Origin of the sequence: Paenibacillus sp. P46E, from assembly GCF_001909095.1 — a bacterium.
Taxonomy (GTDB): domain Bacteria; phylum Bacillota; class Bacilli; order Paenibacillales; family Paenibacillaceae; genus Paenibacillus_AQ; species Paenibacillus_AQ helianthi.
In genome coordinates this window covers 42,864-69,583 of record NZ_LVYZ01000029.1, presented here as the reverse complement: position 1 = coordinate 69,583, position 26,720 = coordinate 42,864, and the positions used below count along the sequence as shown (strand labels likewise).

The following is a 26,720-nucleotide window of genomic DNA, read 5'->3' as shown; positions in this document are numbered from 1 at the left end:
ATGTTCGGATTCAGATTCGTGAAATTCCAGCCCAGTGACTATGTGCTTAAGGTGAAGAACGGCAAGGTAGTGCGTGAAGGAGTGGGGCTTTCTTTTCATTATTATGCGCCTACGACCTCGGTTGTTGTGGTTCCGGTATCCTCGATTGATGTTCCGTTCATGTTCGAGGAAATTACGAATGATTACCAGACAGTGACCGTACAGGGGCAGCTGACCTACCGGATTGTCGACTACCGTAAGACCACACAGATTCTTAATTACACCTACAATTTGCGTAAAAATACGTATCTCTCCGACGATCCCGGCAGGCTGGCGCAGCGCGTGATTAATATCGCCAAGGTGTTGACGAAGAAGCAGCTGGAGCAGATGCCGCTGCGCGAAGCGATTAAGTCCAGTGAACGTCTGGCAAAGACCATTACCCAGGAGACCGGACGAAATGAGGAGATTGAGAAGCTGGGCATTGAGCTGATGGGTCTGTCGATTCTGGCCATTGTCCCGAATAAGGAAACACTGCGTGCCCTGGAAGCACAAGCCCGGGAAGAGATTCTACGGAGTGCGGACAATGCGCTCTATGAGCGCCGCAATGCCTCCATTGAGCAGGAGCGCCGCGTGAAGGAGAATGAACTGAATACGGAAATTGCTGTCGAGACGAAGAAAAAACAGATCCGTGAAACCCAGCTGGACGCCGAGCGGTCAGTGAAGCAGAAGCAGAACGCGATGATGGAGGAGCAGCTCAGCTTCGATACCGCGCTTGAAGAGAAGAAGCAGGAGCTGATCGGTTTGACCGTAGCCAACCAGCGGGCCGAAGCAGATGCCAAAGCCTATGAGCTGTCGGCGGTGATGAATTCGCTGCAGGGCGTAGCGCCTGGTGTACTGCAGGCCCTGACCAATGTAGGGATGAAGCCCGATAAATTGATTGCAATCGCCTTCCAGGAGCTGGCGGAGAATGCTGGCAAGATTGGGCAGCTGAATATTTCACCGGATCTGCTTCAGGGACTGATGGGCGGTTCAGCCGGAAACGGCGGGAATGCTGCAAGAGGGGGCGGGGGACGATGAGCGGGATCCGGAGCTCGGAGAACAAGATCATCCTGATCAAGCGAAAAACCCGGCTCGAAGAACTGGTGGTCCGCTACAATACGATTCAGCAGGCGCAGTTCTATATTGAACGCTTGGGAGCGGATTTCAGCGATTATATCAGCGAGGACTTTCATTACCGCAAGGCAGTGGAGACCGCAGTGATCGAGCTTGGTGCGGTGGGCCGGGTGCAGCTGCTGGAACGCCAGCATGTGCCGAACTTCATTTTTGGGGAGCAAGATACCGTTGTGGTGTTGGGGCAGGATGGACTTGTGGCTAATACGTTAAAATACTTGCACGAGCAGCCGCTGATCGGGGTCAATCCCGATCCGCAGCGCTGGGACGGAGTGCTGCTGCCATTCACCGTCAAGGATCTCCGGCATTTGGTGCCGGAGGTGTTCCGGGGGCAGCGGCAGGTGCGTGAGGTCACGCTTGCCAAAGCGCAGCTCAACGACGGACAGAGCCTGTATGGCGTCAATGATCTGTTCATTGGCCGCAAGACCCATGTGTCCGCCCGCTATCAGCTGGAGCTGAACGGTGTCACCGAGCAGCAGTCCTCCAGCGGGATTATCGTCTCCACCGGCATGGGCTCCACCGGCTGGCTCAAAAGCGTGCTCGCCGGAGCGGCGGGGATTGTTCACAGCGCGGCGCAGCTGCAGAATGCAAGCGGAGCACGCACAGTCCCGGCTGCAGGAAGAGGCGGACATCCGGCAGGACAGCCGGTAACCGGAGAGGCTGAGGTATACACCGCGATGGCTGAGCGGCTGCCTTGGGATTACCCGAACCTGTACTTTACGGTTCGGGAGCCTTTTCCCAGCCGGACGACTTCCGCTGACCTGGTCTTCGGAGAGATCGGCAGCCAGGCCCCGCTGAAGATTACCTCACAGATGCCGGAGGACGGGGTCATCTTCAGCGATGGGGTCGAAAATGACTTTCTGGCGTTCAATTCCGGCGTGGAAGCGACGATTACGCTCGCCGAAAAGCGGGGACGGCTGGTGGTATGAATGCAACATTCAGCAGTAACGGGTTCGGTCTGCTTGCCAGCCGGACAACAGAAAGGGTTCCCCGTCAGCCACAGAGAGGCTGCTGAGGAACCCTTTTGAAATTGAAGTGCTGTTGATTACTGGAAGTTGCGGCCCTGATTCATGGATGAACCAAAGGATTGATTTGGAGACATTGGCGAATGCATTTGCTGCGAATTGAAGGAAGGCATCATTGGGATATGTGGCATCGGTGATGGCTGCTGGTTCATGGAAGAATGGAAGGCTGGATTGAAGGATGGGTTAAATCCTTGAGCCCCTGTGCCGATTCCGGTACTGAAGCTGGAAATCTGGGAGTTCTGTTCCATCTGTCTAACCAGTTGGGATACATGCTGCAGCTGTTGCATAGCTGTCTGATGCCCTTGCAGAGCCTGTTGGATCATCTGGATAGCCTTTTGACTGTGTTGGCTCAGCTCCTGGAGCTTGGCGGCATGCTGCTGCTCTTGTTGAAGCAACTGTTGATAATTTTGTGTCCCCTGTTGTGTTTGAGTCATCAGCTGCTGAATAATTTGCTCACATTGGTTGATTTGGCTGGAAATGTTGGAATTCAAAATATTTTGCCTCCTTGGCATTTCGGTTTGGTCATGCGTTCTTATTATCTCTGAGAAAAGTACTGAATATTCATGTGCTTGATTTGCTTGAGCTGACGGCTAGAATTCCCTCAATTACTCCTTCGCTGCCGGAAGGACGGGCTCAAAAGAAAGGTACAGGCAGCACAGCAACTTTTGTGGCCTCCTTTCGTCTATCTAGAAAAAGGTATCCATAATCACCCATAACCTGGAGGAGGGGCAGCATGAATCTGCATGGTTTATTTGCTAGACCAAAGGCTTTTTGGAACTATAATAATTTAGCTGTTTTACGTTACAAATTTTTCTTCTATTTCTCACTGAAACGGAGTATTACATTACCGCTTGTATTTGTGCTTCTATTAACATTAAGCTTCCCGGGAACGTCCACGGTATCGGCAGCATCGTCCTCAGAACTGATTGTTGTGAACAAAAAGACGAATACGCTAGGCTATTTCAGTGGCGGCAAGCTGGTCCGGACGTTTCCGGTTGCCACAGGCAAAACCAAAAGCCTCACTCCAGAGGGCAGCTTCAAAATTGTCGTTAAGATCAAAAACAGGCCTTATTATAAGGAGCACATTCCCGGAGGAGATCCGGCGAATCCGCTTGGGGACCGCTGGCTGGGACTCGAAGTGAACGGTACAAAGGGAACCACGTACGCCATTCATGGCAATAATAACGAATCGTCCATCGGCAAATATGTCAGTGCCGGGTGCATCCGTATGCATAATGAAGACATCCACTGGCTGTATCCGCAAATTGCCAGGAATACAAAAGTGGTGATCATTTCATCATCACTCAGCCTGGACAGCATTGCTGCCAATAACGGCTATTCATTCGGGATTACCGCGTTTGCAGGAACCTTCATCATAGATGGCAAACCGCTGAGGCTTAAGGATGACCTCATCCTGGAGAGTTCGCGTGTTTTTGTTCCGTTGAGAGAAACAGTGGCCCTGCTGGGAGGTACGCTGAAGCCGCAAGCTGGAACCGGTGCGCTGGAGATCACTATAGGAAACCGTACGGTTACACATAAACCGCTAACCACACAAGCCGTGGTACAGGGTCAAACCCTATCTATGATTGCCTCCAAAAATGTGAATAACCGTCTCTATCTCCCGCTTGGCAGCCTGACAGAGTTGTTCGGTCTTCCGTTCAAATGGAGCAAGCAGGAAGCCACAGTCACTTTCTAGGACGGATCAGCTTCGAACGGGCAGAAGTTTCAGGATAAATATTGAAGAAGTTATAGAGGGAAAGGGCAGAGGCCTGTCGTAGAGTACGGGATTATATAGGAGGCGGGTGATTGAGATTCGAATCCGGATCATTGGCGGCTGCGGAAGCGGGAAATCCTATACAGCCAAGGAATTATCCAAGCGCTACAGTATTCCTTACTTTGAAACCGATAATTTTGTATGGGACAGAACGGCTCCGAACCTGCGGAACACACCAGAGGTCAGGGACGCGTTATTAGCAGAAACCACAACTTTGAACTCATGGATCATCGAAGGGGTGCACTATAAATGGGGCAGCGAGAGCTTCCGGCAGGCAGATTACATTGTCGTGATCAGACCTAACCGGGTAGTTCAGGACTTGCGGGTAGTGCGGAGATTCGTGAAAACCAGGCTTGGCCTGGAACAGGGGAATTATAGTCAAACATTTACGAACTTGTATCAGATGCTGTTTGAATGGAACAGGAAATATGAACGGATAGATATGCCCAGAATTATGGAACTGACAGAGGAATATGCCCACAAGCGGATAATTGTCCAAAATAATCAGGAGATCCTGCGCTGGAGCAGCTCTAATATCCATTTGGCTGAAGCCGCAGGAGGAGTTCCTACTCAAGTGGAGAGGTGATGTATGATGAGTAAGCTGGCAACCTTTGTGCTGGAAATATTGCGGATGTGTCTTTTGCTGCTACTGACTCTAGGGTTACTGGGCGGCTTGGAATATGGGCTATTTAAGCTGATGTACGGCTGGACGATCTACCCGGGGGGTGCTGCTGCGGGGAATCTCATTTTGTTTTTTGTGCTCTACCGCAATTATTGGCAGTTCAAGGGCTGGTTCAAATCAGACAAAAATCAGAGGCTGGGACGCAATCTGACGTTCAGCCTAACTAGTCTCTCACTGCTGCTGATCCTGCTGCCGTTTGCTGTCCCGCTAATGATGTAATATCAGAATGGGAAACTTTAATTATAAAGGTTCTCGACCTTGTTTATACTTGTAGAGTTGCATATGCTGTAAGAAGTATTACATTTCGGACAATTACGGAGGTTCACCGAAGCGATGAATAACTAACACGTTTCCTTCTCAAAAGACCATGAACTAGGGATGTGCTTATGCACAAGCCACGGGACACCCTTTGGAATAAAGCAGGTAAGGACGGCGCAGCCGTTGCTGCTTGGGGTGTACGGTCAGGGGATACGTGTGTCGATCGGGGACCTTACGATGTTTGTAACAGATGAACGCAGCTGATAAATATACGGTTCGCCTTGCGATAAAACAAGGGAGGAATATATCTATAGCGTTGTTTCATGGCATCCTCCTCCTTCATACATGCTCTGCCGCAGGCCGCTGGCTGCGGTTTTTTTGTATTTTTACGGAAGCGGAGGAATGGATATGACCATAATCAAGGTTAGACATATACGTAAAGAATGGAACGGGATTCCCCTGTTCGCAGATGTCTCTTTTGAAATTGCCGAGAGAGAACGTGTGCTGCTCTTCGGACGCAACGGGATCGGCAAGACGACGCTGATGCAGGGGCTAATCGGACGTTACACCTTCGAGGAGGGCAACGTTTACCACGGTCTGCCCCCGGAGGAGCGAGGAGTACTAGATCAACAGCTGGAGATTGGGCCAGATGTCAGCACGCTGGAGTATGTTCTGTCCGGTTTGCCGGAAGTGGATAACCTTAAGCGCAGGCTGGAGCAGATGGGCCGTGTGCTCCAAGAGACTGGCGGCAGCGATGAAGTGCTTGTGGCCGAATACGGTGAAGTATATGAACGTTATCTGCAATTGGACGGGTATGGCTGGGAGGCCAAGGCAGAACAAAGCCTTAGCCGGCTGAACCTGAATCCGGAGGTGTGGAACCTGCCATACCGCCAGCTCAGCGGGGGGCAGAAGACCAGGGTTCAACTTGCCGCGCTGCTGGCCCGTCAGCCGAAGCTGCTGATCCTGGATGAGCCGACGAACCATCTGGATGAGGAGACCGTGGTCTGGCTGGAAGAGTGGGTGCAGAATTATCCGGGGACGGTATTCTACGTGTCCCATGACCGCAGATTCATTGACCGGACGGCTACGGCAGTGCTGGAGCTAAGCCCGCAGGGCTGTCGGCGATATCCGGGAGCCTATACTCAGTACCGGGAGCAGAAGGAGGTAGAGTCACGAACGCTGGCGGTGCAGTACAGAAAGCAGGAGCTGGAGAAGGAAAAGCTGCTGGCGAGCATCCGTCGTTACGCGGAATGGTTCCAGCAGGCCCACCTTGCCGCCGGCCAGAACGATTTCCGGCGCGCTCAAGCAAAGAAGAACGTCTCCCGGCTCCATGCCAAGGAAGCGAGTCTCGAACGCCTGGAGCAGAACCGGGTGGAGCTGCCGCGTGCCATATCCCAGCTGAGCATGAAGCTGGAAGGTGAAGTTTTCCGGGGAGATTCGCTGCTTGAGATGAGCGGCATTCATTATGCTTACGGCGGCGTTCCTGCGCTGCTGGAAAATTTCAATCTAACTTTACGGCGCGGGGACCGTCTTGCTGTTCTTGGACCGAACGGTGCCGGCAAATCCACGCTGCTGAAGCTGATTGCTGGTCTGCTGGAGCCTGACGGTGGCGAGTTGCGTGTGCATCCCCGCACGCGGGTGGGTTATTTTGCCCAGGAACTGGATGATCTGCCCCTGTCATCCACCCTACTGGACAGCTTGCTGGAGCTTCCCGGCATGACGCAGACGGAGGCGCGGACCATTCTGGGCTGCTTCTTGTTCCCCCGGGAGGATGTGTTTAAGCGGATCGGTGATTTAAGCCTTGGTGAGAAATGCCGTGTTGCCTTCCTGCGGCTGTATTTTGGCCGTGCCAATCTGCTTGTGCTGGATGAGCCGACTAACTATTTGGATATCGATACCCGGGAGCGGGTGGAAGAAGCACTGGCTTCATATCCCGGCGGACTGGTTATTGTCTCGCATGACCGGTATTTGCATGCTAAAGTGGCCAACCGGCTGCTTGTACTGGAGTGTGGAGGGACACCCCGCCAGTTCACAGGTACCTATGAGGAATATTCGTCCAAGGACCGGAGCCGGGTACTTACAACGGATGAGCAATCACAAGAAGGGGAGCTGCAGCTGATGAAGCTGCGTCTGGCCCAACTGATGCATAGCGAAGCCAGGGATACGGTGGAAGAAGACCGCGAGCTGATGACTGAGATTGTGCAGCTGCGGCGGACCATCCATGAGCGGCAATAACCTCCCGTTCCATCCTGGGGTAGCGAGATAACGAAAAATCCAAAAAAATACAGATTCGTTGGAGGGTTATGGCATATTTTGGCGAAATGTATAAATCATACAGCTAAAATATGAGGGAGGCACTCTCAAATGCGTAATAAGGGAATTAGAATCATGGTAATGCTGCTGCTCCTGTTCAGTATGGCCATACCGGTACAGTCCACTTCGGCGGCATCCAAAAGCATCAAGGTTAAAGTAACCTTGGTCAGTGCGGAGCTGACTGAGAACAATCATGTGGGTAATGAGTGGTATACCACGGCATATATTAACGATAAAGAGATCAATGAGGGCTCATCCGTGGTTCTGGACCTGAAATCGACAGAAAGTGTTCAACTGAAGGCGTATGCGGAAGAGCAGGATAAAATTCCGGAATCCGCCACAGCTACCGCTTCTGTCAAAGCCTCAGCAATAACCAAAACCATCAGCAAAGCCATAGAGGTGACTGTCGTCGAAAACCGGGGGCGATATTCCGGCAACACAGCCACATGGACGTTCACATTTAAAGTTCAGAAGCAATAGACCAGAAAAGCAAACAAGGGGAAACAATGAATAAAAAAGTATGGTTAAGAATGGGGCTGACGCTAATTATACTTGCGCTGCTCTATCTTTGGATGAGGCCGCAGCAGGTGGAGCGGGAATACGGAAGTGTTATTTATTCGAATGAGGCCGGCATGATCAAAAGCACGACCATCCACTTCAAAGGACAGGTTGTCCGGGGCGTCCTCCTGTTCTCCAAAAGTACATTGAACGGAACACTGACTGTAGACCGGGACCTGACCTATAAGATAAAGCTGAAGGATAACGGAGGTTATTATCTGGGGGTTATGACGGCATGGGGTACTGATCACCAGACACGTACAACCGGGGTGATTTCTGCAGCGAAGAAGCTGGACCGGTTCTGGACTACGCTGACTGATCTCGATAAGCGCTATAACCTTAAGAGCGGTGAGGGGAATATTTCAGGTCCGGCAAGTACACTGGAAGAAGCGAAGCAGGTAGGAAAAGATATTTTGGCTGCGTACAGGTCTTAACTCTGGAGGTACAAGATGGATCGAAGGGTGGAAGAAGAGCTGGTTCCAGGGGACTTCACAGGATTTGGGAAAAGAGTGCTGATCAGTATTGTAGATGTTCTGGTGCTTCTTCTTCCGGCCTATGTTGTGAATAAGTTCTTCGTCTGGGCGACAGAACATTATCATTCGGGGATACCATTGTTTATCCAGTTTGCGCTGCTGTGCGCATTTAATATTTATATGGTGGTCAAATATGGCGGGACGCCCGGAAAGCTGCTCCTGAAGGTCAGAATTATAAATGCGGACGGACAGCTGCCCTCGGTGAAGCAGGCATTGATCCGGGATAGCTTCTATATTCTGAACTCATTTTTGGCGGTCATTGCAAGCTTGAGTGCGTACAAAACCCTGTCGATTTCCACTCATGCCGGGGAATGGCTTCCGCTTGTGATTGGTTTGAATGCATTTTTTGGCTTTGTGATTATAGTGGACTGCCTATGCGTCGCATTCATCAAGAATAACCGGGCCATACATGATCTGATGGCGGGAACGTACGTGGTTGATAAGTCGGCGATGGATAGTCTTAAGCCAGACAAGATAAGTTGATATGTTCCAAAAGGGATAGAACCGGCAGTTCGCTGCTGAGTTCTATCCCTTTACTGTTTAATCCAATTGCAGCTAGTGTTGCGGAAGAATTCAAAAAATAAAATAAATATTCGTTATTATCATTTTTTAATATAAAAATTAGAGGATTTGTACCACCTGCTGTCGAATTATGGAACCCATAATGCTTATATGCCCATTCATCTTAGAACTAATAAATTATTGGAGGCAGCGATTATGAAAATAAGGACCAAAAGGTCGAGTTATTCACTATTTGGTGTGTTTTTGCTTGGAATGGCAGTGTTCTTCTGCTTACGCCCGGTACATCTGTATGCTGCGGGTCCGGCGCCGGACAGTTTCACAACCTCCAGCTATACGAACTTGCCCTCAAATGCAATGACTGGTATAGCCTACGGCAACAATGTGTATATCGCAGTCGGCTACTACGGGGCCATTATCAAATCGGCTGATGCGGAAACCTGGGTGAATGTGAAAACCAAAGCTGACATTAACTATGCAGGAGTGGCGGCTCCCGATTCTTTTACTTTTAACGGGGCAGCTTATGGAAACGGTTTATTTGTTGTTACGGGAAGTGAAGGGGTTATTCTGACCTCGCCGGACGGCAACAACTGGACCCAGCGCACCTCCAATGTCACATTTGGCATTTCGGGTGTTGAATTTCTCACTTTTAATGGGAACAGTGCTTTCTACGCTACAACACAAGGGAAGCTGCTGACCTCAACAGACGGGATCAGTTGGACCGCTCTCGTTCCTACAGGGCTTGACCCCACGGCATACGTAACCAGAGTGACTGTAGGGAATAGCGGCACCAAATTGGCTATAGGGGCATCAAACGGAAAAATCTACTCTACGATTAATGGCTCCACCTGGACCTGGACGCAGCCCTCTACCGCGGCAGGACCATCCACCGGTACCAACATGCTGTCCTGGATGAACGGCCGTTACTATATTTCAGATCCTAGTGCTTATCTCTGGACCTCTACGGATCTCTCCACGTATACGCTGATGGGACTTCCTTTTAAGCAGAATGCCTCACAATACAATAATCAGATGTTTAACGGGTTTTATGATGGTACGAAGGTCTACTTGTTCGGTTATGAATCTCCAAACTATGGAGCAGTGTACACATCGGCGAACGGAACCACATGGACCATGCAGCCGTTCAAAAATTATTTTGTTACGCAGAACCCGCGTTTTCTGAACGGGAAATATTTTCGCTTGGGCAATGAAGGAATGATGGTTTCCTCAGATGGGGTGGATTGGCGCTATAAATGGGGAGGCGCTTTTACTGAGATTGTTCATGGCAGCGGATCACAGTATATTGCTGTTGGGAGAATGGGCGGCGACGGGGCGATCTGGAACTCGGCTGACCTTGCGAACTGGAACCAGGTAACACTGTCCTCAAGAGTGGCCGGATTCTCGGCGGCGGCATACGGTAATAACACCTATGTGGCGATTGGCGAGGCCAATCAGACAAGCACTACGCTGGCTACCTCGACGGACGGATCTGCCTGGACGCTGCAAAGCAGCTTGAATGATTCGACAGCTATAACGGACATTGCTTTTGGAAATGGGAAATTCGTTGCGGTCGGTTCAAGTGCGGGAGCTCCCAAAATAAAAACGTCGGCGGACGGTATCACCTGGCATGAGCCTACCCTGCCTGCGCAATCGATAGATGCGGTGTATTCCATTGCATACACGAATAATCAATTTATTGCTCTAGGGTACGGCTATGATAACCAAGGTAATATAGATGCATCCAGCATTTGGACTTCAGCGGATGGGGAGACTTGGACGAATCGTTCAGGAGCTTATCCTAACCAGACGGATGTCCTGAGTAATGTTCTGTATGACGGAAGCAAATATGTTCTGACTGGTTATAACTCTAGCACGTATGAGGTGTTCTCACGTACCAGTGATGATCTCACCTCATGGAGCTCACCAACAATGACGGGTTTGTCCACCTTTTACTCAACCTCAGCAATGATGGGGCAAAAGGGCAACAACCTCTACATGCTGGCTTATGGCAGTAACAATGTTCCGGTGGTATATTTCACGGATGATCACGGTTCGACCTGGCAGGATGCCGGTGTGGACTTGTCTTCCATTGATCCGAATGCAATCTATTCGCTGATGGAGGCGAATGGAAGAGTGGTTCTCTCCGGGAACTCACAGTTGGTTATGACGACAACGGGAACTATGGCGCAGGTAGGTGCTCCGACAGCAAGCCCAGTCGGAGGCGCAGTAGCGTCAGGAACGACAGTGGCGCTGAGCACCACAACCAGCGGTGCGGCGATCCACTACACACTGGACGGCAGCACGCCGACCAGTGCCAGCGCGGTATATAGCGGCGCGATCCCGGTGACGGGTGCGGTGACGATTAAGGCCATCGCCGTGAAATCGGGGATGACGGACAGTACGGTCATGAGCGAAGCGTATACGATCATGGCGCAAGCGGCTGCACCATCCGCGAATCCGGCGGGAGGGGCAGTAGTGTCAGGAACGACAGTGGCGCTGAGCACCACAACGAGTGGAGCGGCGATCCACTACACGCTGGACGGCAGCACGCCGACGAGCGGCAGCGCGGTATATAGCGGCGCGATCCCGGTGACGGGCGCGGTGACGATTAAGGCCATCGCCGTGAAATCGGGGATGACGGACAGTACGGTCATGAGCGAAGCGTATACGATCATGGCGCAAGCGGCTGCACCATCCGCCAATCCGGCGGGAGGCGCAGTAGCGTCAGGAACGACAGTGGCGCTGAGCACCGCCACCAGCGGAGCAGCGATCCACTACACGCTGGACGGCAGTACGCCAACCAGTGCCAGCGCGGTATATAGCGGCGCGATCCCGGTGACGGGTGCGGTGACGATTAAGGCCATCGCCGTGAAGGCGGGGATGACGGACAGTACGGTCATGAGCGAAGCGTATACGATCATGGCGCAAGCGGCTGCACCATCCGCCAATCCGGCGGGAGGCGCAGTAGCGTCAGGGACGACAGTGGCGCTGAGTACCACGACCAGCGGTGCGGCGATCCACTATACACTGGACGGCAGTACGCCAACCAGTGCCAGCGCGGTATATAGCGGCGCAATCCCGGTGACGGGTGCGGTGACGATTAAGGCCATCGCCGTGAAAGCGGGGATGACAGACAGTACGGTCATGAGCGAAGCGTATACGATTATGGCACAAGCGGTTGCACCATCCGCCAATCCGGCGGGAGGGGCAGTAGCGTCAGGAACGACAGTGGCGCTGAGCACCACAACGAGTGGAGCGGCAATCCACTACACGCTGGACGGCAGCACGCCGACGAGCGGCAGCGCGGTATATAGCGGCACGATCCCGGTGACGGGCGCGGTGACGATTAAGGCCATCGCCGTGAAATCGGGGATGACGGACAGTGCGGTCATGAGCGAAGCGTATACGATCATGGGGCAAGCGGCTGCACCATCCGCCAGTCCGGCGGGAGGCGCAGTAGCGTCAGGAACGACAGTGGCGCTGAGCACAACTACAAGTGGAGCAGCGATCCACTACACGCTGGACGGCAGCACGCCGACGAGCGGCAGCGCGGTATATAGCGGCGCGATCCCGGTGACGGGTGCGGTGACGATTAAGGCCATCGCCGTGAAGGCGGGGATGACGGACAGTACGGTCATGAGCGAAGCGTACACGATTATGGCACAAGCGGCTGCACCATCCGCCAGTCCGGCGGGAGGCGCAGTAGCGTCAGGAACGACAGTGGCGCTGAGCACCACAACGAGTGGAGCGGCGATCCACTACACGCTGGACGGCAGCACGCCGACGAGCGGCAGCGCGGTATATAGCGGCGCAATCCCGGTGACGGGTGCGGTGACGATTAAGGCCATCGCCGTGAAAGCGGGGATGACAGACAGTACGGTCATGAGCGAAGCGTATACGATTTCGGCAGCACCGAATAGCATGATTAGTCCGGTCAGTGCCGCTTTTGACAAAAAACAGACCCAACAGGCCGATCTGGCCGTTGAACTGACTCTGAATGGCAATACGTTCACCGGAATCTCCAACGGGATAGCCAATCTTACTTTGGGAACGGATTACAGACTATCCGGCACTACGGTAACGATTGCCAAGGAATACCTTGCTGCTATGGCTACAGGAACAACGAACTTAACCTTCAGATTTAGCGCAGGCGCAGTTCAGAATTTAGAAATTACAGTAACCGATACAACGGTGCCTGTTCCCGGTGTACCTTTACTGCAATCCGCAGTTTTCGGCAATGCTCAGGTCCAATTGATCTGGACGCCGGTAGAGGGTGCAACAGGGTACAAGATTTTCCGGAGACTGGCTGATTCGGCATATGGCAGTGAGGTCGGTACCGTCAGCGGTTCAGTCTACAGCTATAATGCGGTGAATCTATTAAATGGAACGACCTATTATTTTGTGGTCAAAGCAACCAATGCGGAAGGAGACAGTGCAGCCTCCAACGAACGGAGCGCCACTCCAAAGACCGTTCCGGGAGCTCCGGACAAGGTAACAGCGGTTTCCGGTAATGGTCAAGCGGTCATTTCCTTCACGGCTCCTGAGACAAACGGAGGCAGCCCGATTACAGGGTATGAGATTACCTCCTCGCCGGGGAATATTGTAGCTAATGGAACTGCAAGTCCCATTACAGTCACAGGACTCACTAATGGAACGACTTATACTTTTACGGTAAAAGCGGTCAATAGCGCAGGCAGCAGCACGGCCTCAGCCTTATCGAATGCCGTAACGCCAATTGCTCCATCCAGCGGAGGGGGAGACCCTTCTCCTGCAGTACCAACACCAACACCAACACCAACAACGACACCAGCTCCCACCGGTTTTGACATTCTTGTAAATGGCAAGGTGGAGAGCGCCGGAGCAGTATCCACTGCCACGGTAAATGGACAGACGGCGGTGACCGTAGCCATTGATCAGGTCAAGCTGGAAGAGAAACTCGCGGTGGAAGGGCAGGGTGCTGTAATTACAATTCCGGTAAGCCAGAAATCGGATATTGTTATTGGCGAGTTGAATGGTCAAATGATTAAGAACATGGAGAATAAGCAGGCAGTATTAGAGTTGAAGAGTGGAGCGGCAACCTATACCCTGCCTGCACGGCAAATCAATATTGATTCGATCTCAAGTCAGCTCGGAACCACAGTTGCTCTTGACGATATTAAAATCAAAATTGAAATTGCTACTCCTGCAGCAGATACATTAAGAATAGTGGGGAATTCGGCTGTTCAAGGTGGATTCACGTTAGTTGCACCTCCGCTCAATTTTGTGGTGCGGGCAGAGTATGACGGGAAAACCATTGAAATCTCCAAATTTAACGCCTACGTAGAACGGGAGATGGCTCTTCCAGAGGGTGTGGATCCGAAGAAGATTACAACTGCCATCGTGGTTGAGCCGGATGGATCGGTGAGACACGTACCTACTAAGGTGACTACAATTGACCAAAAATATTTTGCCAAGGTGAACAGCTTAACTAACAGCACCTACTCCATTATTTGGAATCCGCTAGAATTCAAGGATATGGCCGGACACTGGGCTAAAGATATCGTCAATAACATGGGCTCACGGAAGATCATTGACGGTACAGGAGAGGGGATATTTACTCCCGATGCGGATATCACACGCGCTGAATTCGCTGCAATCATCGTACGTGGACTTGGACTGAAGCTGGAGAACAGCACAGTTCCATTTACGGATATAAAGGCAGGGGCTTGGTACAACAGCGCGGTTCAAACCGCCTATGCATACAATCTGATCACTGGCTTCGAAGACGGCAGCTTCCGTCCGGCAGACAAGATCAACCGGGAGCAGGCGATGACTATCATAGCTAAGGCGATGAAGATCACCGCATTGAAAGACAAGCTTCCGGCTCAAGCCGCAACTAAGCTGTTAAGCCCGTTCAAGGATGCCGGCATTGTCTCGCAGTGGGCAGTGAACAGTGCTGCGGATAGTATTCAGGCAGGTATCGTCTCCGGACGCAGTGCCACCCAGTTGTCTCCTCAGGCATATGTTACAAGAGCCGAGGTTGCTGCTATGATCCAAAGATTGCTGCAGAAGTCCAATTTGATCTAGATAAAGTCAACTTGCGCCTCCCGGGCTGCCTACAGCAGCCGGGGGGGCGCTTTTTTTTCGTGAATATATGTTTCTCGCTATAAATCAAGGACGGCGAAGCTATTTCCACTGGATTATCCGGCCATGTCCACTGCTGCAACCTTTACGGATTGTCACCCGTCTGAATGAACAGATTGATCTCAGAAAGAATAGACAACCCAAGGAGATGACACTGCATGAATACTTCATTCAGAGCAACAGCCGGAATCCTAATACTTGCTGGTATATTGGGGCTTTCCGCCTGCAGCTCTTCCAATAATGACGCAGCTAATGCTACCCCGGAAGCTGCACCTACAGCGGAAGCTACGGCAATTTCACAACCGGAGGCAAGCAGTTCGCCTGCGCCTTCCGTAGAACCGTCGGAAGTACCGTCCGCCGCTTCGCCAAACGCTGCAGGCGGAGGCAGCGAATCGGCCTCTTCACCAGAGGATAGCAGCAAGCTGCTTGAAGAGCTTTTACAGCTGGCACAGCAAGGTAAAGTACCAGGTGTGGAATATGCTGCACACACCGGCTTGATGGATGAGGTAGAAGCGGCCTGGGGTCAGCCGGACACCAAAGAGTCGGCGGGTAAAGGCATCTATGCAACGTACAGTAAGAAGCATGTAGTCTTCGGCTTCAATAAGGGCAGCAAGATCTTTGACGTCCGTTCCAGTGCTGCCAATCTGCAGAAGCTGACCCTGAAGCAGATTGAATCGGTGCTTGGCACACCGGACCGCACCACGGTCAATGGCAGTGATACAATCTATATTTACCAGGCAGGCAAGAGATACGATCTCAAGTTCATCATTCCGGACGCTTCCAGCACGGTGGATCATATTTCTGTATTTTCTGAACAGGATTCGATTAACAATATGGCCGGATAAGCTATAATACCTCCATGGACTTATCCTTGGAAAAGAGGTTCGGCTATGCAACTTGAATTAGACGGGAGCGAATACACCGTCACAGCAGGCGGGGTTACGGTCACGCTGCTGCCCAAGGAATTCGCTCTTCTGCAATTTTTATACCGCAACCGTGGGCGTACGTTCAGTCGGGAGCAGCTGCTGGATCATGTATGGCCATTGGAGTACCCGGTAGAACGGACCGTGGATGACCATATCTACCGGCTGCGCAAAAAGCTGGCCGTCCTGAGAGGCCTGGGCATCCGCACTGTCCGGGGCTTCGGGTACAGTCTGACCCTCCCGGGATCTCCAGCCGGCGTAATCATCAACCCTACAACGAATGATGTAGAGCTGCGCGAAACTATGCACGGTGTATTCTCCAAGTTTCATGTATACGGCCAAGGCAAATCTATGCTGACATTGGCGCGGCAGCAGGACATTCTTGGGTTTGAGCTGGACCCGGAATATTCGATGGTCATTCACTTTGTACAGGGAGATTTGGATTGGCTGCTGCACACGGAAGAGGTTCCGCTCAAGAACCGGCTGTTTTATTTGCTGCTGTACCACTTTTTCTCTGGTGAGCCTAAGGAGAGACTAGCGTATTGCGAGCAGATCATTGAACGGCAGCTGCTGTACCCTGAATATCAGCTGGAGCTGGAAATTCTCACGATTCTGGACTTGTTCACTCTTGCGGGACAACCGGAGCGGGCCGTGGAGCGTTTGGAACGTTCATATCAGGTCATTGCTGAGCTTGGTTATGAAAATTTCATTCCCGTGACCATGATTACAGAGCTGTTTGTGCATCTTGTGGCGGGAACCGGGGATGACGAGCTTAACCGGATGGACGAAGCGATTGGAGCTGTCCTTCAGGAGAAGCCTTTTCTACGGGAGATTGGTAGCTATAGAGTGGTAAAGGGACTTTGGAGCTTGCAGCTGGAACATTGGCAGGAGTCGGAGAATCTGCTGGATGAGGGCTTGCAGGTACTGGAGATGTCAGAATTCGTTCCGCTGAGGCTCTACGCGTTATACCGGATTGTCCATTTCTGCCGCATGTTCCCGCCCTCTAAAAAGCTGCAGCGTAAATATGAGGACTTGTTCGCGCTGGAGCTGGAGCAATCCGGGTTAAACCGGATGGAGAAGCCTTTGGAGCACCTGATGCAGCAATTGCTCAAATCCCTCTGATTATTCTCTGACAATTCCCCGTTACAGTTAGATCATGGATGATCCTGTTCCATGATTCTAAATGTAACCTGGAGGAATGACAGATGGAAACTTCCATGAAGCAGGGAAACAGCCTGCTGCACAACAAAGTATACATGCGCGTGTACAGTGCCTTTGCCACAGCAACCTTTGGTGACTGGTTCGATGCACTGGCGATTCAGGTCCTCGTCGGCTACCGGTGGCACGCAAGTCCCCTAATGCTGGCACTGATTCCGGTAGCCATGGCGCTGCCAAGCGTTCTGCTCGGCTCTGTGGCCGGGGTCGCTGCCGACCGCCTGAACAAGCTGAAGCTGATGCGCATCTGCGATCTGCTTACCGCGATCCTGACCGTACTGGTGTTGTTCGCACCCGGTATGGTGTGGCTGCTGCCGCTGCTGGTGCTGCGATCTTCGATTTCCACGCTGAATGTTCCGGCTCAGCAGTCCATGACCCGCAGTATTGTCAGAGAGGATCAGCTGCTTCAAGCCACCTCGCTGAACGGTATTGTGAACCAGGGCTCCAAAATTGCCGGTCCCCTGCTTGGCGGTGTTGCGCTTACGCTGCTCAGTCCGCATTGGTGTATTTTGCTGAATGCGATATTTCGGGTAGGCTCCTATTTGCTGCTGCTCTCGGTCAAAAACATCCATACAGAAGTTGAACTTCCGGCTGTACCGACGCAAGAGGGGGAAATCCCCATGAGGATGATGTGGAAAGAGGGCTGGAGCTTTATGCTGCGCAGCCGCCTGCTGCTGCATACGATGTTATTTGGACTTGCCGGAGCTCTGGCGATTCAGATCATTGATTTCCAGTTCACCAGCCTGTTCCGGGTGATCTCACCGGTGAATGAATCCCTGCTGGGCTGGATGGTGGCCGCCTCCGGCGTAGGTGCCGTAGCTGTCATTCTGCTTCTGGGTAAGTTGAAACCGGGAACCCGTTATGGCCTGAGACTGGGAATGGGTTATGTGCTGATCGGCGGATCGGTTGGGGGTCTCGGACTACTTCAGCCGGGCGCTTCTGCGCTTTGGGTGTTGTTGTTCGGCTTCGTACTGGGGATTGGAAATGGAACCTTTTTCGTGACCTTCAATTACTGTCTGCAAAAAGAAACCCCACCCCACATGACCGGCCGTATCTTCGGCATTCAGAGCACCATCCTCGGTGTGGTGATGATTGCGGCCCCTCTGCTGGGAGGGCTTCTGGTCCAAATGGCCGGGCCTGGCCGGATCTTCTTGAATTTTGGCCTCGTTCAAGTGCTGCTAGGACTCGCAGGTATCCTCTTTGGACGGTTACTTTGGCCTGAGGTCAAGCCGGAGCGGGGACAGATAGCAGTGGAGCATCGTTCTTAATCTTCATTTACAGGAGGGTCCAATGACAACTTACATTTATATGGTCCGGCATGGAGATTCGCTCAAAACCTCGGGCGATGAAAGATCGCGCGTATTATCCCCTCAGGGTGAGAAGGATGCGCGAAGAGTAACGGAACGGTTGCTGAACGAAGGCATACATACGCTATACAGCAGTCCTTATGTCAGAGCAGTGGATACGATTGCCGGACTGGCTAAGGTACTGGGCCAAGAAGTTCATAGGATTGAGGATTTAAAAGAAAAAGGCTGGACGGATGACGACCGTACGCTGCAGGACCCGGAACTATATCCATATCTGGAGCGGATGTTCGCGGAGCCGGAATTTGTATTGGAGGGCGGCGGAGAGTCCAATCGGGTCTGTAAAGACCGGGCCGTGAAGGCGCTGAAGGCGATTATACGGAATCACCCGGACGAGCGGATTGTTATCGGTACTCACGGAATGGTAATGACGCTGATGATGAATGAGTTTGCCGAAGAATATGGGTTGGATTTTTTGATGCAGACCACCAAGCCGGATATTTACCGTATGGAAATTATGGACGGACTGCTGACTCATGTGGAGAGACTGCCGCTTAACGACTGAAGTGCAGATCCCCTGAATTTGTGAAGCAGTTCAACGAATATTAGCAGCGCTACAGCTGATAAAAGCGTGCCGTATTGGCGGTCAGCATCGCCTTCGCCTGATCGGCGGAATATCCATGCAGCGTTGCCCAGGCTGCTGCAACGTCATGAACCATTGCCGGATGGGTAGGATGTCCGGCAAAAGGGCCTTCGAACGGCCAAGGACCATCCGTCTCAGCCATGACCAGCCCAGGCGGATAGCGCCGTGCGAGTGCTTGAATCTCCGGCTCATATACAATATCCGGTGTGAAGGAGATGTGGTAGCCGCGTTCAATCATACGGAGCACCGCTTCTTCCGGACCTTTGAACCAATGGAAATGAGCTCTGGTGATGTTATGCTTCTCCAGCAGATCGCAAGCGGTCACGGCATCCTCATAGACGGCATGCAGGATCACCGGCTTATCCAGCCGGGCAGCCAGAGCAAGCAGCTTATCCAGAAGCTGCACGTAGGGCCCCGTTTCGAAAGCTTCACCGCGCTCCAGCGCTTCGGCTCTTGAATAGTAGGGAAGCCCGATCTCGCCTATAGCCACCATATCTTTCGCATGCTGACTAATCCACTTTATTAACGCTTCTAGCTCTTCTTCTGCCGGAACAGGCTGCTCGGGATGGAAACCGTAGGCCGGTTTTACCCGGCCCGGATACCGTGCAGCGATTTCCTGTGTGCGGATGCAGGAGTCCAGATTCATTGAGACGGCAACCAGCGAGTGGAGGTCATGCTCCGGAAGCCCATGCAGCATGGATTCCAGTTCTGAATCTGTATATTGCTCAAGGTGAATATGGGCATCAATCATTGGCTCACTGCTCCTTTTCCACATACTGCTTAGTAGTATTGTAGGGTTCAAACCGGATCGAGTCCAGGTTCAATCCTCCACTGCCTGCTTTGTAGTCCAGTAACAATGTCCCCAGACTCTCCTCAATTCCAGCATTTACACTGGTTTCTGCCTTCAGCTTTCCATTTGCCACTTGATAATGAGTAACTGCCCCGATCCCAACCTGTGTGCCAAAATGGTTCAGACCGCCATCTCCGGCACGGCCGGGAAGCCTCAAGGTCACCTTCGATGGAGCAGAGCCGGCAAGCTCAAGCCGGACCACAACGTCGACATTGTCGAGCGAGATCTTGGAGGTGACAGCTGCCGAGGCCACCTTTTCTGCTGCCGGAACCGCAAGCTCCTTCCAATCTTCCGGCTTGACCACATGGACCTCCTCCAATGAAATGCCTGTGCCTGTACCAAGGCTGAATACCGCTGTAGCTTCCGGCTTCCCGTCGTTATCTACATCGGCATAGTAAAGCACCGGAGGGTAAGACCCAAGCCGGGGAGCTTCCCATTTGAAACTGTGCTTTCTGCCGTTCACTTCGAGGATGAACCCTTTATAGGTACTGCCGTCCTTCCGGGCCGCATACAGCTTGACCTTGCCGGAGGTGCCAGCTGCGACCGCCAATGGTTCAGCGGGAACCCGCACGGATGTACTGACATCTCCAGACGTAATGGATACTGCCCTACCAGAAGCTGTTAGCTTGGCTTCGGCCCCAGTTAATGAAGACACCGTACCGGCCGAAATATACACATGTCCCTCCTTCAGAAGGACAGGCCCTTCAAGGCTGTCTTCATAACCGCCGTCAGTCTGCGTATATTGAACCTGCATGGCTGAACGACCGGGTGAAAGAATCGTACGGGAGCTGTTATCGGTTAGAGTGAGCTTTTTACGTGTATTATCCCATTTCAATTCAACCGGATAATATTCCAGCAGCACTCTTGCGGGAACATACAGGATCTCCCCGGAATGAAAAGGATGAAGCTTGGGCAGAACAGGCTGGCCATCTACAGTCAGTGTGAGTGGTGCGGCGGCGGATATCGAATCTATAGTAGGAGCTGCCGCACATCCGGCAATTAGCAGGGCGAGGGCGGAAGCGGTCAGTATTTTTTTCACAGAATAACCTCCAGAGTCTAAAAGTTCCAATCTGTTCAATTATACTGTAAATGATCTGCCCGGGGGCCACGATCCGTTAACAATAAGAAGTCAGGACTGTTACGTTTGGGCAGAATGTAGGAAATCCCGGCTACCATTCGGGCGGAAAGCTGCGGCAGATTTCAATGAATTGCCCCAGAGCTGCGGGTACGGATTCGTTGCTTCGGGTACAGATGGCAATGTGATTGCTTAGCTGAATACCCTGCACCCGCACGCGGCACAGCTGCTTTCGTTCCACATATTCCCGGATAGCCAATGCGGAGATGAAGTTAGCCCCATATCCCGCCATAACCGAACGGATCACTTCACCCAGACCACTGAATTGCAGACTGACCTGAGGCGGTTTGAGGCCATAGGTTGTGCATAACGAAACCAGACGTTCCCTTGTCGAGCTGCCTTCCTCACGCATAATAAACGGCTCCATCATCATCTCCTGCAATGACACTGTATGGTCTGCATAAGGATGGGAAGGAGATACCACAAACCACAGCTCATCCTCAAAAAGCTCCAGCCAGTCGATATCCTGCGGTTTGTCCTGCGCTCCCCCTCCATAGAATGCCACATCGGCTTCATGGTGCTTCAATTGTTCAAAAGCCTGCTGGGAATTGGTTGTTGTAATCACCATTTCAATCTCAGGATGTCCGGCCTTGAACCTCGCGGCCCAGCCTGGGATGAGGAAGTTAGCCGGCAGATAAGTAGCCGCAATACGGAGCTTTCCTTTTCTGCCCTGGCGGAAATCCTCCACAAATTGATCAATTTTCTCCTCATAGGTGAAGAGGTTACCCGCCTGCTTCGCCAGCTCAACTCCAAAGGGAGTGAGGGAAATCCCGCGTCCGCTGGGATTGAACAAGGTCAGCCCCAGGTCCTTCTCGAACTTCTTGATCTGGCTGGTTACGGCAGGCTGGCTGATGTTGAGCCGGGTTGCCGCCTTTGTGACGCTTCCTGTCTCAGCAACATAATAAAACAGCCTAAGCGCGTGGATGTTCACAAGTTACGCCTCCTTATATAACTAAAATGTATACAATGTCTAAAAACATATATTAGTATTATGAATAATTTTAAACTATATTTGAGATAGATCCAATACAGAGCTTAGCGTATGCTTCTGATGCGAGTTTTGTAAGGAGCTGGATCAGGAAGCAGTGCTTACAAAAACTTTTAGGAGTGAATCATATGGGAGAATTGAACACATGGAGCAAGGTCGATGGGTATTTCAACAGTAAGCTGCTGGCAGCCGATCCGGTCCTGGAGGCTGTGCTGGATGCGAACGCAGGCGCAGGACTGCCGGGGATTGATGTTGCGCCGAATCAGGGGAAGCTTCTGTATCTGCTGGCTAAGATGAAAGGTGCGGTGAATATTCTGGAGATCGGTACGCTAGGCGGCTATAGCACCATTTGGCTGGCCCGGGCATTGCCGGAAGAGGGGAGACTGGTCTCACTGGAATATGAACATATACATGTCTTGGTGGCGGAGGACAATCTAAGAATGGCAGGGTTAGACGGTAAGGTCGAAGTAATAGAAGGTGCGGCTCTGGATACTCTGGCGACACTTGAAGCCCGGGGAGTTGCACCCTTTGACTTCATTTTTATTGATGCCGACAAGCCGAACAATCCGCATTACCTGAAGTGGGCACTGAAGCTGGCCCGTCCAGGAGCGGTGATTGTGGCCGACAATGTGGTCCGTGAGGGGGAAGTGGTTAAGGCGGACAGCAAGGATGAACGGGTGCAGGGCATTCGTCAATTTGTGGACCTGCTGGCTGCCGAGCCCCGAATCGAGGCAACTGCACTACAGACGGTGGGCAGCAAAGGATACGATGGATTCGTGCTTGGTATGGTTACAGCATAACAAAACCCCGCAAAGCAGGACGCATAGGCTGTCCATGTTTGCGGGGTTTTGTTGTGAAAGTTACTCATTTATACGGGGCGATTCATCGCCTGAGCAGATGCTGCAGGCTGAAGAGTGCTGCCGTTATCTTTCTTGTGGAACAGGCTGCGAATATAAGCCAATACCCAGCGATCCAGACCAATCTTACCGGCATTGGCTGCCGAGACAATGATAATAGCTTCCATAAGCAGCAGCTGCACGTTGGTGCTAACCGTACCCGAGAGTAGGTAGGACGCATTCATGACAAGTCCCATCAATGCGGCGAAGGTAGTGAATGTACCTAGGATCAGTCCGAGCCCAACCAGGAATTCCCCTGCAGGAATGAGAACATTGAAGAAACTTACGTTCGGAAGCGCAGCATGCTGGAGGAAACTTCCCCACCAAGCCTGTACGGAAGCATCTTCACCAACACTCTTCGCAATCGCCCCTTTAAGGAAGCCAGCAGCATCGAATCCTCCGGTCAGTTTGTGCCAGCCCGCCTCAATCCACTGGTACCCTACGTAAATACGTACTATTGTGAGCAGCACCATTGCTGCTTTGTTGTTTCGAAACCAGTTGTTGAACATAATCTCCACTCCTTAAAGTTTTGTTAGCATGCCTACTATGAACACTCTTCGTACAAAACTTACTTCGGAAGCATAAGCCAAGTTTTGTTAGCATGCCTACTATGAACACTCTTCGTACAAAACTCACTTCGGAAGCATAAGCCAAGTTTTGTTAGCATGCCTGCTATGAATACTCTTCGTATAAAACTCACTTCGGAAGCCTATCCGAAGTTTTCTTAGCGTCTCTGCCTATCCTTTGTTTCTTCTTTATCTGTGGTATCGGATGATCATCTTCGATGCCTTTATATTAAGTGATTATTTTCACATGAGGTGTGATAAATATCACAAAAATCGAATATATTTTTATATCAAACTAAATTTTGATGTATTATTCATAAAATTTTCACTTCTCGGATTGAAGTACTTGTTGTGCCGGATACAGGAGGGGCTTGACACTCTTTTTGCATAAATTTAACATGGAAGAATGAATGAGAATAATATCTTGGCGGCCATCGGCCGAATTCACCGGCGCGGGAATAAGTTCATTGAACGGGAGCTCAAAAAACATAATATTCATGGAATTGCCCCTTCACACGGGGACATTTTGTTTCAGCTGTTTGCCCGGGAAGACATCACGATGAACCAGTTATCCTGCTCAATCGACAAGGACAAGTCAACGATAACGGCATTGGTAGACAAATTAGTACGGTTTGATTATGTGAAACGGGAACAAGACCCGTTGGATGGACGGATACACCGACTGTCGCTTACACCTAAAGGCCGGGAGCTCCAGCCCATCTTTGAAGAAGTATCAGAAAGGCTTCTGGATGCAGTCTATGCGGAGTTTGTACCGGAGGAGAAACAGCAGCTGCTTGCTTTACTGGAGAAGATTAAGCTGTGAAACTTCCAGATTGAGCACCAATAAATAGGCATACACGAGAGCAGTCGGGCCTTCCATTTATGGAGGGCCCTGTTTGTTTCCAGATGTGGTCCCGTATAATGAATCCTAAAAATAAATCGAACGATCTGAGCGTTTCCTTCCAATACATAGTGTAAGCCTGAAGGAGGGGAAGACAGATGGAAGAGCAAACCGAATACTCGCAGCTCATAGCGCGCACGCTGGCCGGCAGCCGTGAAGCCTATGGGGAGTTGTATGAAGCGACTGTTCGCGATGTCTACCGGACCGTGCGTTTCCTCATTACCGAGCCTTCCGATGCGGACGATGTGGTGCAGGATATCTATCTCGAGCTGCACCGCTCGCTGGAGCATTATGATGGGACCCGGGCTTTGAGGCCTTGGCTGATGGGACTGGTGATGCGGCAGGTTCAAGCTTACCGGAGGAAAGGCTGGAGACAGCTCCGGATCACAAAGAAAGCGGAGCACACTGGCCCGTTCCTGGATGCGGATTTTGCCGGTGAAGTCATAGACAGGCTATCCAGCCGTACGCTCATGGATAAGGTGAATAGCCTGCCATTCAAGCTGAGGCAGGTCATTGTTCTGCACTATTTGCAGGAATATTCCCAGGAAGAGGCTGCCGCAATTCTCGGCATTCCGCTGGGAACGGTCAAATCCCGCATTCATGCTGCGCTGCAGAAGCTGCGCCGGAAACCAAAGGCTGACACCATTAGAATAGGGAAGGTGGAGGATCTGCATGAGTCTTGAAGAGAACCTGCGGCGGACGCTGCAAGCAGAAACTGAGGACTGGAGCGCCCCACCGGAACTGAAGGGGAGGATCCTGAATGGGATTTCACCCGGACAAGGGGGCAGACGCATGAAAAAATGGCTCGTAGCTACGATAATAGCGGCATCACTGATCCTCCCGACTGGAGTCTATGCCGGATACAATTATTTGGCTGATTCTATGTACGGCTCGCAGGATCATTTTATTCAAATGGGCGGCACCCTTGAGCAGTATGACCAGCTTGAAGCCAAGCTCCAGCAGGCGAAGCAGAACCTGAGTAAGGAGGATTTCAACAGTCTGACCGCGTTGCTGCATGAGATTGGCGGCTTCAATCTGCAGATTGCCGATACGGCAGGAGTACTTCATCCCGAGAAGCTGAGTGCTGCGGATCAGGAGCGGTATCACAAGCTGGCGGCAGAGCTTGAGCCCTATTTCAGCAAATTGGTGAATACCGGGGCACCGCAGCAACCGCTGAAGCAGATGGACTCCGATACGTTCTGGGAACAGCAGCTTGCCAAGGCGAAGCAGACCTTCAGCGGTAAAGAGCTGGCCAAGTTCCAGCAATTAATCAGTGAATTTAATCTCCTTAATGCCAAAGCAACGGACCCGGATGGCAGTACTCATCCGGAACGGTTTACCCAGGCTGACCTGAACAGTCAGTCCCGGTTGACCGAAGAGCTGAACCCTTATCTGAAGAAGCTGGGTATCATGATCAAGCCAATCCAGTAATAGGCTTAAGGCTGCTCTGGATAGAGGCGGCACCCTCGCCTCAAATCCATAACACAGCAAAAACCGCCGGAAGGTATAACCTTTCATTCCGGCGGTTTTTTATTAAATGCTGCATTTTACCTTACATCCTATTATTTCACATAACCCTCTAAAATACCTAAGGGAGGTTATGTATATGAAGAAGCTGGAAGCCATTCAGCGGCGCATCGAAACGGAGCGCAGGAAGCTGAATGCGATCGAAACAACCTATGGACTGCTGCATCCGAAAGTCATCAAGCAATCCATGAAGCTGGATGAATTAATTAATGAATATACAAAAGAAGAATCGCTACGCGCGAATTCCTTCGAAAGCTAACGCCAACAGCTTTTCTACAAAATCCCCATTCAGCGTGTCCCCTGTGATCAGCAGCCGGTAGAATATCGGTCCATACATAAGATCTATACTGCAATTCACATCCAGATCCTTTTTAAGTTCACCCCGGGCTACTCCGCGCTCCAGCAGCTCCCTGGCTTCCTGGCGGCGTGGTGCAAAGAATCTGGTTCGGTTAGCCTCAGCCAGGCCTGCATCGAATTGTCCCTCTCCAATCAGCTCGGTAATAACCTTTCCTTCACGGCTGCATAGAAAAACAGCCAGATTCGTCGCATGAATTCGGATATCCTCCTGTACAGAACCCGTGTCCGGCACGGGAAGCCTGGCAGATGCCGCAGACAGGTATCCATCAAGCACCACGGCCGCTTTATTAGGCCACCATTTATAGATCGTCGCTTTGCTGACTTTCGCCCGTTCCGCAATCTTCTCAACGGTTACCGCGCCAAAACCCGCCTCCAGCAGTAAATCATAAGATGCGGCAAGAATGGAAGCCTCAGCCTCGTTGTTGCGTGGCCGTCCTCTTTTTTTATCCATAATCCAATCCTCCTGATTCAAAATACCCTA

General features: G+C 51.7%; 25 protein-coding genes. 19 read left to right on the top strand and 6 right to left on the bottom strand.

The genetic code is table 11. The features are described from left to right. Both A3849_RS07470 and A3849_RS07465 read left to right on the top strand, forming a co-directional pair. Window positions 1–1,056, top strand: coding sequence for an SPFH domain-containing protein (locus tag A3849_RS07470; RefSeq protein ID WP_074110840.1), 1,056 nt, complete (start codon window positions 1–3; stop codon window positions 1,054–1,056). Continuing rightward, the gene (locus A3849_RS07465; protein WP_074110839.1) at window positions 1,053–2,078 is read left to right on the top strand and encodes a diacylglycerol kinase catalytic domain-containing protein; all 1,026 of its coding nucleotides are present in this window, start codon (window positions 1,053–1,055) and stop codon (window positions 2,076–2,078) included. The genes A3849_RS07470 and A3849_RS07465 overlap by 4 nt, the downstream gene beginning before the upstream one ends. Window positions 2,079–2,194: 116 nt before the next feature. On the opposite strand, the gene A3849_RS07460 is transcribed toward A3849_RS07465, so the two are convergent. Beyond that, entirely contained in the window at window positions 2,195–2,665 is a 471-nt protein-coding gene (locus A3849_RS07460) for a hypothetical protein (RefSeq protein ID WP_074110838.1), read from the bottom strand. 242 nt (window positions 2,666–2,907) lie between these two features. Between A3849_RS07460 and A3849_RS07455 the strand changes: the two genes are divergently transcribed. The 12 genes from A3849_RS07455 (at window position 2,908) to A3849_RS07400 (ending at window position 18,941) form a co-directional block, all read left to right on the top strand. After that, window positions 2,908–3,870, top strand: a complete 963-nt coding sequence (locus tag A3849_RS07455; RefSeq protein ID WP_074110837.1) for a L,D-transpeptidase family protein — start codon at window positions 2,908–2,910, stop codon at window positions 3,868–3,870. A 106-nt stretch (window positions 3,871–3,976) separates the two neighbouring features. Next, complete coding sequence (locus A3849_RS07450) at window positions 3,977–4,534, top strand: P-loop NTPase family protein (RefSeq protein WP_178382632.1); 558 nt, start codon at window positions 3,977–3,979, stop codon at window positions 4,532–4,534. 3 nt (window positions 4,535–4,537) lie between these two features. Further along, window positions 4,538–4,849, top strand: a complete 312-nt coding sequence (locus A3849_RS07445; RefSeq protein ID WP_083613394.1) for a hypothetical protein — start codon at window positions 4,538–4,540, stop codon at window positions 4,847–4,849. 447 nt (window positions 4,850–5,296) lie between these two features. Beyond that, window positions 5,297–7,123 (top strand): ribosomal protection-like ABC-F family protein, encoded by a 1,827-nt coding sequence (gene abc-f, locus A3849_RS07440; protein WP_074110836.1) that lies wholly within the window; start codon window positions 5,297–5,299, stop codon window positions 7,121–7,123. A gap of 129 nt (window positions 7,124–7,252) precedes the next feature. Beyond that, window positions 7,253–7,681, top strand: a complete 429-nt coding sequence (locus A3849_RS07435; protein WP_074110835.1) for a hypothetical protein — start codon at window positions 7,253–7,255, stop codon at window positions 7,679–7,681. 26 nt (window positions 7,682–7,707) lie between these two features. Then, window positions 7,708–8,193 (top strand): hypothetical protein, encoded by a 486-nt coding sequence (locus A3849_RS07430; protein WP_074110834.1) that lies wholly within the window; start codon window positions 7,708–7,710, stop codon window positions 8,191–8,193. Between the two features lie 15 nt (window positions 8,194–8,208). Next, window positions 8,209–8,775: an RDD family protein gene (locus tag A3849_RS07425; RefSeq protein ID WP_074110833.1), complete on the top strand. Its 567-nt coding sequence runs from the start codon at window positions 8,209–8,211 to the stop codon at window positions 8,773–8,775. 234 nt (window positions 8,776–9,009) lie between these two features. Continuing rightward, complete coding sequence (locus tag A3849_RS07420) at window positions 9,010–14,877, top strand: chitobiase/beta-hexosaminidase C-terminal domain-containing protein (RefSeq protein ID WP_074110832.1); 5,868 nt, start codon at window positions 9,010–9,012, stop codon at window positions 14,875–14,877. A 215-nt stretch (window positions 14,878–15,092) separates the two neighbouring features. After that, window positions 15,093–15,779 (top strand): YjgB family protein, encoded by a 687-nt coding sequence (locus A3849_RS07415; RefSeq protein ID WP_074110831.1) that lies wholly within the window; start codon window positions 15,093–15,095, stop codon window positions 15,777–15,779. 45 nt (window positions 15,780–15,824) lie between these two features. After that, window positions 15,825–16,979 carry a winged helix-turn-helix domain-containing protein gene (locus A3849_RS07410; RefSeq protein ID WP_074110830.1) on the top strand — a complete coding sequence of 385 codons (1,155 nt, stop codon included), beginning with the start codon at window positions 15,825–15,827 and terminating at the stop codon, window positions 16,977–16,979. An 83-nt stretch (window positions 16,980–17,062) separates the two neighbouring features. Next, window positions 17,063–18,340 (top strand): MFS transporter, encoded by a 1,278-nt coding sequence (locus tag A3849_RS07405; protein ID WP_074110829.1) that lies wholly within the window; start codon window positions 17,063–17,065, stop codon window positions 18,338–18,340. 22 nt (window positions 18,341–18,362) lie between these two features. Then, window positions 18,363–18,941, top strand: a complete 579-nt coding sequence (locus tag A3849_RS07400; protein WP_074110828.1) for a histidine phosphatase family protein — start codon at window positions 18,363–18,365, stop codon at window positions 18,939–18,941. Window positions 18,942–18,990: 49 nt separating this feature from the next. Here the strand turns inward: A3849_RS07400 and A3849_RS07395 are convergent, their stop codons facing one another. From A3849_RS07395 to A3849_RS07385, 3 genes are all read right to left on the bottom strand, one after another. After that, a complete protein-coding gene (locus A3849_RS07395) occupies window positions 18,991–19,770 on the bottom strand; it encodes a TatD family hydrolase (protein ID WP_083613392.1) in 780 nt (259 codons plus the stop codon). A gap of 4 nt (window positions 19,771–19,774) precedes the next feature. Continuing rightward, on the bottom strand, window positions 19,775–20,908 hold the full coding sequence (locus tag A3849_RS07390) for a stalk domain-containing protein (protein ID WP_074110826.1): 1,134 nt from the start codon (window positions 20,906–20,908) through the stop codon (window positions 19,775–19,777). Window positions 20,909–21,038: 130 nt separating this feature from the next. Further along, window positions 21,039–21,935, bottom strand: coding sequence for a LysR family transcriptional regulator (locus A3849_RS07385; RefSeq protein ID WP_074110825.1), 897 nt, complete (start codon window positions 21,933–21,935; stop codon window positions 21,039–21,041). 185 nt (window positions 21,936–22,120) lie between these two features. On the opposite strand from A3849_RS07385, the gene A3849_RS07380 reads away from it, so the two are divergent. Then, complete coding sequence (locus A3849_RS07380; RefSeq protein WP_074110824.1) at window positions 22,121–22,792, top strand: O-methyltransferase; 672 nt, start codon at window positions 22,121–22,123, stop codon at window positions 22,790–22,792. A gap of 68 nt (window positions 22,793–22,860) precedes the next feature. Here the strand turns inward: A3849_RS07380 and A3849_RS07375 are convergent, their stop codons facing one another. After that, a complete protein-coding gene (locus A3849_RS07375) occupies window positions 22,861–23,397 on the bottom strand; it encodes a DoxX family protein (protein WP_074110823.1) in 537 nt (178 codons plus the stop codon). Between the two features lie 463 nt (window positions 23,398–23,860). On the opposite strand from A3849_RS07375, the gene A3849_RS07370 reads away from it, so the two are divergent. The 4 genes from A3849_RS07370 (at window position 23,861) to A3849_RS07355 (ending at window position 26,141) form a co-directional block, all read left to right on the top strand. Next, a complete protein-coding gene (locus A3849_RS07370) occupies window positions 23,861–24,277 on the top strand; it encodes a MarR family winged helix-turn-helix transcriptional regulator (RefSeq protein WP_074110822.1) in 417 nt (138 codons plus the stop codon). A 176-nt stretch (window positions 24,278–24,453) separates the two neighbouring features. Then, window positions 24,454–25,038, top strand: coding sequence for a sigma-70 family RNA polymerase sigma factor (locus A3849_RS07365; RefSeq protein ID WP_074110821.1), 585 nt, complete (start codon window positions 24,454–24,456; stop codon window positions 25,036–25,038). Next, on the top strand, window positions 25,028–25,786 hold the full coding sequence (locus A3849_RS07360) for a DUF3600 domain-containing protein (RefSeq protein WP_074110820.1): 759 nt from the start codon (window positions 25,028–25,030) through the stop codon (window positions 25,784–25,786). Before A3849_RS07365 ends, A3849_RS07360 begins: the two co-directional genes overlap by 11 nt. Before the next feature lie 175 nt (window positions 25,787–25,961). Beyond that, window positions 25,962–26,141 carry an aspartyl-phosphate phosphatase Spo0E family protein gene (locus A3849_RS07355; RefSeq protein ID WP_074110819.1) on the top strand — a complete coding sequence of 60 codons (180 nt, stop codon included), beginning with the start codon at window positions 25,962–25,964 and terminating at the stop codon, window positions 26,139–26,141. On the opposite strand, the gene A3849_RS07350 is transcribed toward A3849_RS07355, so the two are convergent. After that, on the bottom strand, window positions 26,115–26,690 hold the full coding sequence (locus A3849_RS07350) for a TetR/AcrR family transcriptional regulator (protein ID WP_074110818.1): 576 nt from the start codon (window positions 26,688–26,690) through the stop codon (window positions 26,115–26,117). The genes A3849_RS07355 and A3849_RS07350 overlap by 27 nt on opposite strands. Window positions 26,691–26,720 lie beyond the last annotated feature (30 nt).